The organism is Enterobacter sp. SECR19-1250 (assembly GCF_013391025.1).
GTDB classification, from domain to species: Bacteria; Pseudomonadota; Gammaproteobacteria; order Enterobacterales; family Enterobacteriaceae; genus Enterobacter; species Enterobacter cloacae.
This window is the reverse complement of the sequence record NZ_JACASJ010000022.1, coordinates 43,349-56,083: the sequence shown is the minus strand read 5'-3', so window position 1 is coordinate 56,083 and position 12,735 is coordinate 43,349. Positions and strand designations below refer to the sequence as shown.

Annotated in this window: 12 protein-coding genes; 3 read left to right on the top strand and 9 right to left on the bottom strand. The window is 55.1% G+C overall.

Annotated features, from left to right (window positions below):
- The first annotated feature begins 246 nt into the window (after positions 1 to 246).
- Positions 247 to 1,290 carry a quinolinate synthase NadA gene (nadA, locus tag HX884_RS08375; protein WP_029882503.1) on the top strand — a complete coding sequence of 348 codons (1,044 nt, stop codon included), beginning with the start codon at positions 247 to 249 and terminating at the stop codon, positions 1,288 to 1,290.
- Positions 1,291 to 1,312: 22 nt separating this feature from the next.
- Positions 1,313 to 2,032, top strand: a complete 720-nt coding sequence (gene pnuC / locus HX884_RS08370) for a nicotinamide riboside transporter PnuC (RefSeq protein WP_020685075.1) — start codon at positions 1,313 to 1,315, stop codon at positions 2,030 to 2,032.
- Here pnuC and zitB read toward each other — a convergent pair.
- Positions 2,029 to 2,961: a CDF family zinc transporter ZitB gene (gene zitB / locus HX884_RS08365; RefSeq protein WP_013097525.1), complete on the bottom strand. Its 933-nt coding sequence runs from the start codon at positions 2,959 to 2,961 to the stop codon at positions 2,029 to 2,031. The two genes, pnuC and zitB, sit on opposite strands and share 4 nt — an antisense overlap.
- A 106-nt stretch (positions 2,962 to 3,067) precedes the next feature.
- Complete coding sequence (locus HX884_RS08360) at positions 3,068 to 3,445, bottom strand: YbgS-like family protein (protein WP_020685076.1); 378 nt, start codon at positions 3,443 to 3,445, stop codon at positions 3,068 to 3,070.
- A 304-nt stretch (positions 3,446 to 3,749) separates the two neighbouring features.
- Between HX884_RS08360 and aroG the strand changes: the two genes are divergently transcribed.
- Positions 3,750 to 4,802 carry a 3-deoxy-7-phosphoheptulonate synthase AroG gene (gene aroG, locus HX884_RS08355; protein WP_178327970.1) on the top strand — a complete coding sequence of 351 codons (1,053 nt, stop codon included), beginning with the start codon at positions 3,750 to 3,752 and terminating at the stop codon, positions 4,800 to 4,802.
- A 61-nt stretch (positions 4,803 to 4,863) separates the two neighbouring features.
- On the opposite strand, the gene gpmA is transcribed toward aroG, so the two are convergent.
- The 7 genes from gpmA to modE form a co-directional block, all read right to left on the bottom strand.
- A complete protein-coding gene (gene gpmA / locus HX884_RS08350; protein WP_008501111.1) occupies positions 4,864 to 5,616 on the bottom strand; it encodes a 2,3-diphosphoglycerate-dependent phosphoglycerate mutase in 753 nt (250 codons plus the stop codon).
- 220 nt (positions 5,617 to 5,836) lie between these two features.
- Positions 5,837 to 6,880 carry a galactose-1-epimerase gene (gene galM / locus HX884_RS08345; protein WP_013097522.1) on the bottom strand — a complete coding sequence of 348 codons (1,044 nt, stop codon included), beginning with the start codon at positions 6,878 to 6,880 and terminating at the stop codon, positions 5,837 to 5,839.
- On the bottom strand, positions 6,874 to 8,022 hold the full coding sequence (gene galK, locus HX884_RS08340) for a galactokinase (RefSeq protein ID WP_013097521.1): 1,149 nt from the start codon (positions 8,020 to 8,022) through the stop codon (positions 6,874 to 6,876). Before galK ends, galM begins: the two co-directional genes overlap by 7 nt.
- Before the next feature lie 3 nt (positions 8,023 to 8,025).
- Entirely contained in the window at positions 8,026 to 9,072 is a 1,047-nt protein-coding gene (gene galT, locus HX884_RS08335; protein WP_013097520.1) for a galactose-1-phosphate uridylyltransferase, read from the bottom strand.
- A 9-nt stretch (positions 9,073 to 9,081) separates the two neighbouring features.
- Positions 9,082 to 10,098 carry a UDP-glucose 4-epimerase GalE gene (gene galE / locus HX884_RS08330; RefSeq protein WP_023622345.1) on the bottom strand — a complete coding sequence of 339 codons (1,017 nt, stop codon included), beginning with the start codon at positions 10,096 to 10,098 and terminating at the stop codon, positions 9,082 to 9,084.
- A 201-nt stretch (positions 10,099 to 10,299) separates the two neighbouring features.
- Positions 10,300 to 11,772: a molybdate ABC transporter ATP-binding protein ModF gene (gene modF / locus HX884_RS08325; RefSeq protein WP_178327969.1), complete on the bottom strand. Its 1,473-nt coding sequence runs from the start codon at positions 11,770 to 11,772 to the stop codon at positions 10,300 to 10,302.
- Between the two features lie 67 nt (positions 11,773 to 11,839).
- Positions 11,840 to 12,628, bottom strand: coding sequence for a molybdenum-dependent transcriptional regulator (modE, locus tag HX884_RS08320; RefSeq protein ID WP_040020659.1), 789 nt, complete (start codon positions 12,626 to 12,628; stop codon positions 11,840 to 11,842).
- Between the last annotated feature and the right edge of the window lie 107 nt (positions 12,629 to 12,735).

Genomic DNA, 12,735 nt, shown 5'->3' with positions numbered 1-12,735 from the left:
GAGCAGTTGACTTTTAATCAATTGGTCGCAGGTTCGAATCCTGCACGACCCACCAATGTTAAAAAGCGCCCTAAAGGCGCTTTTTTGCTATCTGCAATACAACAAATGCTCCGCACATCTATTCCCGGTGACTTTTCACTCCAGATTCGCTATCTTGTTTAGTATACAAAACACAGTTGCCCTGCGTTTTGCTATGTCAGGCAAAAGAAAGGCAATATTGTTAAGCCAGTAAAACGAGAAGCCATAATGAGCGTGATGTTTGATCCTGAAGCCGCAATCTATCCCTTCCCGCCGAAGCCTGTTCCGCTGAGCATGGATGAAAAGCAGTTCTACCGTGAGAAAATCAAGCGTCTTCTCAAAGAGCGAGATGCCGTGATGGTGGCACATTACTACACCGACCCGGAAATCCAGCAGCTGGCGGAAGAGACCGGAGGCTGTATTTCTGACTCTCTGGAGATGGCGCGCTTTGGTGCAAAACATCCTGCTTCCACGCTCCTGGTTGCGGGGGTGCGTTTTATGGGGGAAACGGCAAAAATCCTTAGCCCTGAAAAAACCATCCTGATGCCAACGCTGAACGCGGAGTGTTCACTGGATCTCGGCTGTCCGATTGACGAATTCTCGGCCTTCTGCGATGCCCATCCTGACCGGACCGTGGTGGTGTACGCCAATACGTCCGCTGCAGTGAAAGCGCGCGCAGACTGGGTTGTTACGTCGAGCATCGCCGTTGAACTGATTGAGCACCTGGACAGCCTGGGTGAGAAAATTATCTGGGCACCCGACCGCCATCTGGGAAGCTACGTCCAGAAGCAGACCGGGGCAGACGTGCTCTGCTGGCAGGGCGCCTGCATCGTTCATGACGAGTTCAAGACGCAGGCACTGTCCCGCATGAAGGCGCTTTACCCTGATGCCGCTATTCTTGTTCATCCTGAATCACCGCAGTCGATTGTCGACATGGCCGATGCCGTGGGTTCAACCAGCCAGCTTATTAATGCTGCCAGAACGTTGCCGCATAAGCAGCTTATCGTGGCGACCGATCGCGGTATCTTCTACAAGATGCAGCAGGCCGTGCCGGAGAAAGAGCTCCTCGAAGCGCCAACCGCAGGCGAGGGAGCCACGTGCCGCAGCTGTGCGCACTGTCCGTGGATGGCGATGAACGGCCTGAAAGCGATTGCCGAAGGGTTAGAAACCGGCGGTGCGGCGCATGAGATCCATGTGGATGCCGCTCTGCGTGAAGGCGCGTTAGTTCCACTTAACCGCATGCTGGATTTTGCGGCTACACTACGTACTTAATTCACTACGTCCCGGGGAAAAGATGGATTTTTTTAGCACACAAAACATTCTGGTTCATATACCGATTGGTGCAGGTGGCTATGACCTGTCATGGATTGAGGCCGTTGGCACGCTGGCGGGATTACTCTGTATCTGGCTCGCAAGCCTGGAGAAGATCAGCAATTACGCGTTCGGGCTCATCAACGTTACGCTGTTTGCGATTATCTTCTTCCAGATCCAGCTCTACGCAAGCTTGCTTTTGCAGCTTTTCTTTTTTGCGGCCAATATCTACGGGTGGTACGCGTGGTCTCGGCAGAACAGCCAGCAGGAGGCCGAGCTGCAGATCCGCTGGTTACCCTTGCCGAAAGCCATCGCCTGGTTTGTCGCGTGTGTGGTCGCCATTGGTTTAATGACGGTCTACATCAACCCGGTATTTGCTTTCCTGACCCGCATTGCTGTGGCGGCCATGTCCGGCATCGGGTTACAGGTGACAATGCCTGTGCTTCAGCCGGATGCTTTCCCGTTCTGGGATTCCTGCATGATGGTGTTGTCCATTGCGGCGATGATCCTGATGACCCGTAAATACGTTGAGAACTGGCTGCTGTGGGTCATCATCAATGTCATCAGCGTGGTAATTTTCGCCCTGCAGGGCGTCTATGCGATGTCTCTGGAATATCTGCTGTTGACCTTCATTGCCCTGAACGGAAGCCGGATGTGGATTAACAGCGCGCGTGAGCGAGGCTCTCACGCGCTCTCCAGTTAGTGGTGGTGATGATGTGAATGGTCGGACTGCGCCTCATTCAGGTGGCAATCCGGCCCGTTACAGGGCTGGTACTCCATCTGGATGGTCGCGTGACCAATTTCATAGTGATGTTCAAGAAAGTGCTGGATGCGTTCGAGCAGCGCATCGTGGTCGTGCGGCGGGATCACCTGGACGTGCAACGTCATAACCGGTTTCTCGCCCACCAGCCAGACGTGTACGTGGTGGACGTTACGTACTTCAGGAACTGAACGATGCAGATTACGCTTTAACTCGGCGATATCCACAGAGGCGGGCGCCCCCTCCAGCAACTCATTGACGCTCTCCTTCAATAGCCGCCAGGCGCTGCGTAACACCAGACACGAGACCAGTACAGAAAGAATAGGGTCGACAGGCGTCCAGCCGGTGTAGAGGATCACCAGTGCGGCAACTATGGCTCCCACCGAGCCCAGTAAATCTCCCATCACATGCAGAGCCGCGGCGCGTACGTTAAGGTTCTTTTCACCACTGCCGCGATGCAAAATCCAGAAGGCCAGAAGATTGGCAAGCAGCCCCGCCACGGCGATCGCCATCATTGTCATCCCGGCGACCGGCTGAGGGTGTCTGAAGCGCTGAATGGCCTCCCAGACGATAAGAAGGGTAATGACCACCAGCGCAATCGCATTAACAAACGCGGCAAGCGTCGTCAGCCTCAGCCAACCGAACGTATGGCGTGCATTAGGAGGACGACGGGCAAACTGTACGGCCAGTAGGGCAAAAAGCAGCGCTGCTGCATCGGTAAGCATATGTCCGGCGTCAGCCAGCAGCGCCAGGGAGCCGGAGATCAAACCGCCGATGACCTCAATAATCATGAAGGTGGCGGTAACGCCGAAGGCCAGCAGCAGGCGTTTAGCGTTGTCGTCGCCGGAGGCGTGGGAATGCGTGTGAGCCATGTTATCTTTCCTGATTCGTTATTATTATTAGTGTAGCGTTTTTAATAAGTTACTCAAAAAGAAAGGAGAGCCTGAGCTCTCCTTTCGCAGTTAAATCCCTAACCGGTTACTGGGTTGTACCATCCGTTTTGGTATTGGCATCATCGCCCACTTTGTCATTCGCGTCCGGGCAACGGCCGTCTTTACACATTGTATTTTTGTGAACCTCATCCTTGCTCATATTGTCATGATTCATGGTGCCGGAGTCGGTACCATCAGGGTGCAGCATCGTGCCGCCGGTGTTGGTGTTCCCGTTATTGATTTGGCTGTTATCGACATTGTTCGGGGCGACATTCTGTTTGGCATCAGGGGCCACCTGGCCTGCTGACGCAGCCGCGTTAGCATCGCCGTTACCCGATGAGCTCGTTTCAGCCGCAAGAACGCTGCCGCTTGCCAGGGTGAGGGTTGCCGTCAGGAAGAGAGTTGCCAGTTTCGTCATTTTCATCATGGTGCTCCTGTTCTTGTCGTTACGCTGGATAACATTCTCCAACAGTGCATCTTTTTCAGAGGCGAAAGATCCCGCCAGACGGACTTACGTCAGTAGGGAATCGCGTTTAATAAAGCAAAAATGGTTGTTACAGTTAAAAAGCTTAGGTTAGATCTCGTTTTTCGCTATTTTGTGGCGATTTTTAGGCGAATTCCAGGAATTATCTGCGTGAAGTGTAAAACCGTGTTTACACTTCCTGGTCGACAAGATAGATTGAAAGGATTGCTTTCATTACTAAAGATATGGCAGAGCTGGAAAGAAGATGAATTATCAGAACGACGATTTACGCATTAAAGAGATCAATGAGTTATTACCTCCTGTAGCACTCCTTGAGAAATTCCCCGCCACTGAAAATGCCGCAAACACGGTTTCTCATGCTCGTAAAGCGATCCACAAGATCCTGAAAGGTAATGACGATCGTCTTCTGGTGGTGATTGGCCCGTGCTCAATCCACGATCCTGCCGCGGCAAAAGAGTATGCCGCGAGACTGCTTAAGCTGCGCGAAGAGCTTAAAAATGAGCTGGAAATTGTGATGCGCGTGTACTTTGAAAAGCCGCGCACCACCGTTGGCTGGAAAGGGCTGATTAACGATCCGCATATGGACAACAGCTTCCAGATTAACGACGGCCTGCGTATTGCGCGCAAGCTGCTGCTGGAGATTAACGACAGTGGCCTGCCAGCCGCCGGTGAGTTCTTGGATATGATTACGCCACAATATCTGGCAGACCTGATGAGCTGGGGCGCCATTGGCGCGCGTACCACTGAATCTCAGGTTCACCGTGAACTGGCGTCCGGCCTCTCTTGCCCGGTGGGTTTTAAAAACGGTACCGATGGCACCATCAAAGTCGCTATTGACGCCATCAATGCGGCGGGGGCACCACACTGCTTCCTGTCCGTGACCAAATGGGGTCACTCTGCCATTGTTAACACCAGCGGTAACGGTGACTGCCATATCATTCTGCGCGGCGGTAAAGAGCCTAACTACAGCGCAAAACATGTCGCGGAAGTGAAGGTCGGGCTGGAAAAAGCGGGGCTGCCGCCTCAGGTGATGATCGACTGCAGCCACGCCAACTCCAGCAAGCAGTTTAAAAAGCAGATGGAAGTCGGCGCAGATGTTTGTCAGCAGATTGCTGGCGGCGAGAAAGCGGTGATAGGGGTGATGATTGAAAGCCATCTGGTTGAGGGTAACCAGAACCTCGAAGGCAGCGAGCCGCTGGTCTATGGCAAGAGCGTGACGGATGCCTGCATTGGCTGGGAAGATACCGACGCCATCCTGCGTCAGCTGGCGAATGCGGTAAAAGCCCGTCGCGGTTGATTCTTCCGGCACAAATAAAAAAGCGCGGAAGGCTCCGCGCTTTTTTTATGTCCGGCGAAAATTACTTCGCTTTACCCTGGTTCGCAACAGCCGCGGCTTTCGCTGCGATCTCATCCGCGTTACCCAGATAGTAGTGTTTGATTGGCTTGAAGTTTTCGTCGAACTCATACACCAGCGGTACGCCAGTCGGGATGTTCAGTTCGAGGATCTCGTCTTCACCCATGTTGTCCAGGTATTTCACCAGCGCGCGCAGGGAGTTACCGTGAGCGGCGATGATCACGCGCTCACCGCTTTTCAGGCGTGGCAGAATGGTTTCGTTCCAGTAAGGAACAACGCGGTCGATAGTCAGCGCCAGGCTCTCGGTGGTTGGCAGCTCAGCGTCGGTCAGTTTCGCGTAACGCGGGTCGTGGCCCGGATAGCGCTCGTCATCTTTGGTCAGCTCTGGTGGGGTTACCGCGAAGCCGCGACGCCACTGTTTAACCTGCTCGTCACCGTACTTCTCAGCGGTTTCGGCTTTGTTCAGACCCTGAAGCGCACCGTAGTGACGCTCGTTCAGTTTCCAGGATTTCTCAACCGGCAGCCAGGCCTGATCCAGCTCGTCCAGCACGTTCCACAGGGTGTGGATGGCACGTTTCAGCACAGAGGTGTAAGCAAAATCAAAGCTGAAGCCTTCTTCTTTCAGCAGTTTACCTGCTGCTTTTGCTTCGCTTACGCCTTTCTCAGACAGATCAACGTCGTACCAACCGGTGAAGCGGTTTTCGTTGTTCCACTGGCTTTCGCCGTGGCGCACCAGAACCAGCTTAGTAATAGCCATCTCTTACTCCTCAAGCATTTTTAGAATGATAACAATTCTCATTATATTGCCGTGGCCGTGCCAGCAGCAACGCTTAACCCTAACCATAGCGAAAATAGTCTCTGAGTGTAAGGTGCTTGTGAATCCAGGGTTATGATTTTGTCTGCGATTGGCGCTATTTTCAGCAAGGCGTGCAGAAAAAAGCCCTCCAGGGGAGGGCTGACGATGTTGCGGCCGGAGGTTAAGCGTGCGGAGTAAAATGATACTCGGTGACGCTGACGTACTCTTCACCCGGGCGCAGCACACAGTCCGGCTGTGGCCATTCGGGATGGTTCGGGCTGTCCGGCAGGAACTCGCTTTCCAGCGCCAGACCTTGCCAGTCGCTGTACTCGCCGTGCTCTCGTGCGGTTGTCCCGCCAAGATAGTTACCTGAGTAGAATTGCAGGGCAGGGGCGCTGGTGTAGACCGTCATCTGCAGTTTTTCATCCGCAGACCAGACCTGTGCAGCAGGCTGTTTAACATCGCCTTGTGCCTGCAGCAGGAACGCGTGGTCGTAACCTTTCACCTTGCGCTGATCGTCATCGCTCAGGAAATCCTGGGCGATGGATTTTGCGTTGCGGAAGTCAAAGCTGGTACCTTCCACGGGCTTCAGCCCCTGATACGGAATGCCCATCTCGTCTACCGGCAAATAGGCATCCGCAAGGATCTGCAGCTTATGGTTACGCACATCGCACTGGTTACCGTCCAGATTGAAGTAGGCGTGGTTGGTCAGGTTGACCGGACACGGCTTATCGACCGTCGCACGGTATTCAATGGCGATACGGTTGTCGTCGGTCAGCGTAAAGCGTGCAAACGCGGTAAGGTTACCCGGGAATCCCTGGTCGCCATCCAGCGAGTCAAGTGAAAACAGTACTTCCCGGTCGTTTTGCTGGACAATTTTCCAGCGGCGTTTGTCAAATCCTTCCGGTCCACCATGCAGCTGGTTCTCACCCTGGCTTGGCAGCAACGTGTAGCGAACACCGTCGAGCTCAAAACGGCTTTTCGCAATGCGGTTCGCATAGCGCCCGACGGACGCGCCAAGATAGGCGGCCTGGTTGATATACTGCTCAGGCGAGGCGCAGCCGAGAAGGGTTTCGCGCACGCTGCCGTCTGGCATTGGTACGCGGGCGGAAAGTAGGGTGGCACCCCAGTCCATGAGCGTAACAACCATCCCCGCGCTGTTGCGCAGGGTTAACAGGCGATACGGCAGACCATCCGGTGCGAGGGTTGGCGTTTCGTTTAGCACTGTCCGGCTCCTTGTGATGCTTTACAAACATAGAACGTTTCTTTAATGCCCGTTTTGGCTTCGTACTGTTTCTCCACCGCCGACTGGACGGCCGGGACGAGATCTTCCGGCACCAGAGCGACGATGCAGCCACCAAAACCACCGCCCGTCATGCGTACACCGCCTTTATCGCCGATGACCGCTTTGACAATCTCCACCAGGGTGTCGATTTGCGGAACGGTGATTTCGAAGTCATCGCGCATGGAGGCGTGGGACTCTGCCATCAGTTCCCCCATACGTTTCAGGTCTCCTTTTGCCAGCGCGGAAGCGGCTTCAACGGTTCGGGCGTTTTCGGTCAGCACATGACGAACGCGTTTTGCCACTACCGGATCCAGTTCGTGCGCCACTTTGTTGAATTCATCAAGCGTCACGTCGCGCAGGGCCGGCTGCTGGAAGAAGCGTGCGCCGGTTTCGCACTGCTCGCGGCGGGTGTTGTACTCGCTGCCCACCAGCGTACGTTTAAAGTTGCTGTTGATAATCACGACCGCGGCACCCTTTGGCAGGGGAACGGCTTTGGTTCCAAGCGTTCGGCAGTCAATCAGTAACGCATGCTCTTTTTTGCCCAGCGCGGAGATAAGCTGGTCCATGATGCCGCAGTTGCAGCCCACAAACTGATTCTCCGCTTCCTGGCCGTTCAGTGCGATTTGCGCCCCGTCCAGCGGCAGATGGTACAGCTGCTGAAAGACGGTTCCTACCGCCACTTCCAGTGATGCCGACGAGCTTAAACCGGCCCCTTGTGGCACGTTGCCGCTGATGACGAGATCTGCACCGCCAAAATTCTTGTTACGCTTTTGCAGATGTTTCACCACGCCGCGCACATAGTTGGACCACTGCTGGCTGTCGTGGATAACAATCGGGGCATCGAGGGAAAACTCGTCCATCTCATTACCGTAATCCGCCGCAATCACGCGCACTTTGTGGTCATCGCGCTTTGCGCAGGCGATCACCGTCTGGTAATCAATGGCACAGGGCAGAACAAAACCGTCGTTGTAGTCGGTGTGTTCACCAATCAGGTTTACGCGGCCAGGTGCCTGGATAACGTGGGTGGCAGGGTAGCCAAATTTTTCAGCAAACAGGGATTGTGTTTTATCTTTCAGACTCATTTATTAGACTCCTGATTCGCGATAATGGACATCGCTAACGGCACGCAGGCGTTCTGCGGCCTGTTCTGCCGTCAGGTCACGCTGGGTTTCCGCCAGCATTTCATAGCCCACCATAAATTTACGCACCGTCGCAGAACGCAGCAGCGGCGGATAGAAATGGGCATGCAACTGCCAGTGTTGATTCTCTTCGCCGTTAAACGGTGCGCCGTGCCAGCCCATTGAGTACGGGAAGGAGCACTGGAACAGATTGTCGTAACGGCTGGTCAGCTTTTTCAGCGCCAGCGCAAGATCGTCACGCTGTGCGTCGCTGAGATCCGTAATGCGCTGAACATGTGCTTTAGGCAGCAGCAGCGTTTCAAAGGGCCACGCCGCCCAGTACGGCACAACGGCCAGCCAGTGTTCCGTTTCGACCACAGTACGGCTACCGTCGGCCAGTTCACGCCGGGTGTAGTCCACCAGCATCGGGGAGCCGTTTTCCGCGTAATAGGCTTTTTGCAGGCGATCTTCGCGTTCGGCTTCGTTGGGCAGGAAACTGTTCGCCCAGATCTGCCCGTGTGGATGCGGGTTAGAGCAGCCCATCGCGGCGCCTTTATTTTCGAATACCTGCACCCACGGATAAGTCTGGCCCAGCTCCGCAGTTTGTGCCTGCCAGGTGCTCACCACCTCTTTCAGCGCATCAACGCTAAGCTCCGGTAGCGTTTTGCTGTGATCGGGCGAGAAGCAGATCACGCGGCTGGTTCCCCGGGCGCTTTCACAACGCATCAGCGGATCATCGCTCTGCGGCGCGTCCGGCGTGTCGGTCATGAGCGCGGCAAAATCGTTGGTGAAAACGAAGGTGCCTTTGTAGTCCGGGTTTTTATCTCCCGTTACGCGGGTGTTGCCCGGACACAGGAAGCAGTCCGGGTCGTGCTGTGGCAGCGTCTGTTTTGCAGGCGTCTCTTGCGCCCCCTGCCAGGGGCGCTTGGCGCGATGCGGAGACACCAAAATCCATTGCCCGCTAAGCGGGTTAAAACGACGATGCGGATGATCGACGGGATTGAATGAAGTCATGACGGATCCTTAGTCCGGATAACCTTGTGGGTGGCGAGACTGCCAGTGCCAGGTATCCTGTGCCATTTCATCCAGCGTGCGGGTAACACGCCAGTTAAGCTCTTTATCGGCTTTGGTTGCATCAGCCCAGTATGCCGGGAGGTCTCCTTCGCGGCGGGGGGCGAAGTGATAATTGACCGGCTTACCGCAGGCTTTGCTGAAGGCGTTAACCACATCCAGCACGCTGCTGCCAATACCGGCGCCGAGGTTGTAAATATGCACGCCCGGTTTGTCGGCCAACTGCTGCATTGCTGCCACGTGGCCGTCGGCCAGATCCATAACGTGGATGTAATCACGCACGCCGGTGCCATCTTCGGTTGGGTAGTCATTGCCGAATACCGCCAGCGACTCGCGGCGGCCCACCGCCACCTGTGCGATATACGGCATCAGGTTATTTGGAATACCCTGCGGATCTTCACCCATATCGCCTGACGGATGGGCGCCGACCGGGTTGAAGTAGCGCAGCAGGGCGATGCTCCACTCCGGCTGTGCTTTTTGCAGGTCGGTCAGGATCTGTTCCACCATCAGTTTGCTTTTGCCGTACGGGCTTTGTGGCGTACCGGTAGGGAAGCTTTCAACGTAAGGAATTTTAGGCTGATCGCCGTAGACGGTGGCGGATGAGCTAAAGATGAAGTTTTTGACGTTCGCCGCGCGCATGGCGGAGATAAGACGCAGGGTACCGTTGACGTTGTTGTCGTAATACTCAAGCGGCTTCGCGACCGACTCACCGACCGCTTTCAGGCCAGCGAAGTGGATCACCGTTTCAATGGCATGGTCGTGGAGGATCTCGGTCATCAACGCTTCATTGCGGATGTCACCTTCGACGAAAGTCGGCTGTTTTCCGCCAAGACGTTCAATCACAGGCAGCACGCTGCGCTTACTATTGCACAGGTTGTCGAGGATGATGACATCATGACCGTTTTGCAGCAGTTGCACACAGGTATGACTTCCTATGTAACCGCTACCACCTGTTACCAGAACTCGCATATTTCGCTCCATTAGGCTTATGGTATGTAATAACCATAGCATAACAGAGACGTGAAAAGTGTGACATGGGATAAATTAGTGGAATCGTTTACACTGTTTTTCAAACCCGCTTTTTTTTGATCCAGTCGCATTATAGATCAAAGAGATAAAAGAGTATCACTGCAGGTTATCTGAAAAGCGGAGGGCGGCGCCCTCCGGAAGTTAATCGATTTTGCTCAGCAGGTAACGATAGTGCTCCCCGTCCGGGATAAACTCCAGACGGTGCATGATGCAGGCCGGTGCGTCTTCAGCATGATGTGAGACAAACAGTAACTGGGTCTCACCTTCGCCAATCAGCACATCCACAAAGCGACGGATCAGCTGGCGGTTCAGCGGATCCAGCCCCTGAAGCGGCTCATCGAGGATCAGTAGGGTCGGGTGTTTCACCAGCGCCCGGACGATCAATGCCAGACGCTGCTGCCCCCAGGACAGACTGTGAAACGGCGCATCAGCGACCCGGTTGTCCATCCCCAGAATATCCAGCCACTGCTGGGCCAGCTTGTGCTGTTTGTCCGATACCGCCTGATAAATACCGATGGAATCAAAGTACCCGGAGAGGATCACATTGCGTACGGTGGTGCTGACCCGGTAATCCAGATGCAGGCTGCTGCTGACATAGCCGATATGCTTTTTGATATCCCAGATGGTTTCACCGCTTCCGCGACGGCGGCCAAACAGGGTCAGATCGTTACTGTAGCCCTGCGGGTGATCGCCGGTGATCAGACTCAGCAGCGTCGATTTCCCCGCGCCGTTGGGACCGACAATCTGCCAGTGTTCGCCCGGGTTAACCGTCCAGCTGAGATGATTCAGGATCGGACGATCGTCATAAGAGACCACCCCGTCACGCAGCACAATCCGCGGCTGATTGGGATCTAAAGCGAGACGTACCGAAGGGGCATCGGGTTCGGGCAGGGTAATGCCGTCGAGCTTTTCGCTGTGCGCCAGTTGGGCAATTAACGCCTGCTTTAGCAGTACCGATTTTTCGCCGGTTTCGGTAAGGCTGCAGTCCGCCAGCACCCCGGCGTTCTGCACAAAATCCGGGATTTCATCAAAACGGTTAAGCACCAGCACAAGGGTGTAGCCCTGCTGGTTAAGCGAGGCCAGCAGGTCCGCCAGTTGGGCGCGGGACTGCACGTCCAGACCGTCGAACGGCTCATCCAGGATTAACAGCTCAGGTTCGCTCATCAGCGCCTGGCAGAGCAGCGTTTTACGCGTCTCGCCGGTAGAAAGGTATTTGAAGCGGCGGTTGAGAAGGGCGGTGATGCCAAACTGCTCCGCCAGCTGCTGACAACGGGCAGGATTGTTGACTTCATCCTGAATAATTTCTGCCGTTGTGCGGCCCGTGTCTTCTTCGCCCGGGCTGAGGAGGTCCGTGTTGTTACGCTGCCATTCATCGCTCACCAGCTTCTGCAACTGTTCAAACGACAGGCGCGTCGTACGCGTAAAATGGCTCTGGCGTTCACCTTTAAGCAGGGTGAGCTCTCCGGCCAGCGCTCGGGCCAGCGCGGACTTGCCGCTTCCGTTGGTGCCCACAAATGCCCAGCTTTCACCCGCATGGAGTGTTAAATCTGGCAGCGTCAGCGTTCGGGTATCGCCAAGACGAAACGTACCTTGCGAAATATGCAATGATGACATGATTTATCCCATTTTTTGCAGCATCAGATGTCAGGGATACTCACTGTCGACACGCTTGTCAATCCGCTCAGCACAATGTGGCGATAATTACCCGGTCTGCGTTGAAATATGCGGTGACTACAGCACCTTCTTCTAATTCGTGCGCCTCGCTCAGGGCAACCGTCGCGCACAGCACCTGGCCGTCCGGCAGGGTCATCAGGACCTCACACTGCGCTTCACCACGTTCAATGTGCTGGATGGTGCCCTGCAGCTGGTTGTCTGCCGCTTTGGCGCGTTCGGCATCGCGCGTCACTGCGACCCACGGCGCTTTCAGCAACACCAGCACCTCCTTGCCTTCATCCAGCCCCAGGCGCTCTCCGCTTTGGGCGGTAATCGCGGCTTTCAGGCGGGTGGTGCCGTCGGCAAGCAGGATCTCGATATGTTGCTGGACCTGCCCGTTATCGCGCGCGGTGACCGTGCCAAACCACTGGTTGCGGGCGCTGGTCTGGAGTGAGAAGCGAGAAATGGCGGCTAACAGGCTGTCCAGCGGGAGGTTATCATCGTCACTTAGCACATCGAACGCTTTCTGCTGGATCTGGGCCAGCAGGTCATAAAGCTGAATCAGACGCTGGCCGTAGCGGGTCAGCACGGCGCCACCGCCCCCTTTGCCGCCCGTGGCTCGCTCTACCAGCATCTGCTCGCTCAGGGTATTCATGTCGTTGATCGCGTCCCAGGCGCTTTTATAACTAATGCCCGCGTTCTTTGCCCCCTGGCTTATTGAACCCGTTTGTTCTATTTGTTTAAGCAGGGCGATACGTCGCGGATCGGCGAAAAGCTTCTGCTGAAGTCGTAGGGTAAGGAGAATTTCAGCCTGCATAACGGAGTGTCCTGACAAAAGAGCTATTGTGAACCAAATGGCACAGGGCGCAAAGGGGACCGCACAAAAGGGGATGTTTTTCTTACTTTTCAGGGTAGAATAAGCCG

Coding starts and splice junctions, on each gene's coding strand:
- nadA (WP_029882503.1), top strand. CDS start 247: ATGAGCGTGATGTTTGATCCTGAAGCCGCAATCTATCCCTTCCCGCCG.
- pnuC (WP_020685075.1), top strand. CDS start 1,313: ATGGATTTTTTTAGCACACAAAACATTCTGGTTCATATACCGATTGGT.
- zitB (WP_013097525.1), bottom strand. CDS start 2,961: ATGGCTCACACGCATTCCCACGCCTCCGGCGACGACAACGCTAAACGC.
- HX884_RS08360 (WP_020685076.1), bottom strand. CDS start 3,445: ATGAAAATGACGAAACTGGCAACTCTCTTCCTGACGGCAACCCTCACC.
- aroG (WP_178327970.1), top strand. CDS start 3,750: ATGAATTATCAGAACGACGATTTACGCATTAAAGAGATCAATGAGTTA.
- gpmA (WP_008501111.1), bottom strand. CDS start 5,616: ATGGCTATTACTAAGCTGGTTCTGGTGCGCCACGGCGAAAGCCAGTGG.
- galK (WP_013097521.1), bottom strand. CDS start 8,022: ATGAGTCTGAAAGATAAAACACAATCCCTGTTTGCTGAAAAATTTGGC.
- galT (WP_013097520.1), bottom strand. CDS start 9,072: ATGACTTCATTCAATCCCGTCGATCATCCGCATCGTCGTTTTAACCCG.
- galE (WP_023622345.1), bottom strand. CDS start 10,098: ATGCGAGTTCTGGTAACAGGTGGTAGCGGTTACATAGGAAGTCATACC.
- modF (WP_178327969.1), bottom strand. CDS start 11,772: ATGTCATCATTGCATATTTCGCAAGGTACGTTTCGTCTTGGCGATACC.
- modE (WP_040020659.1), bottom strand. CDS start 12,628: ATGCAGGCTGAAATTCTCCTTACCCTACGACTTCAGCAGAAGCTTTTC.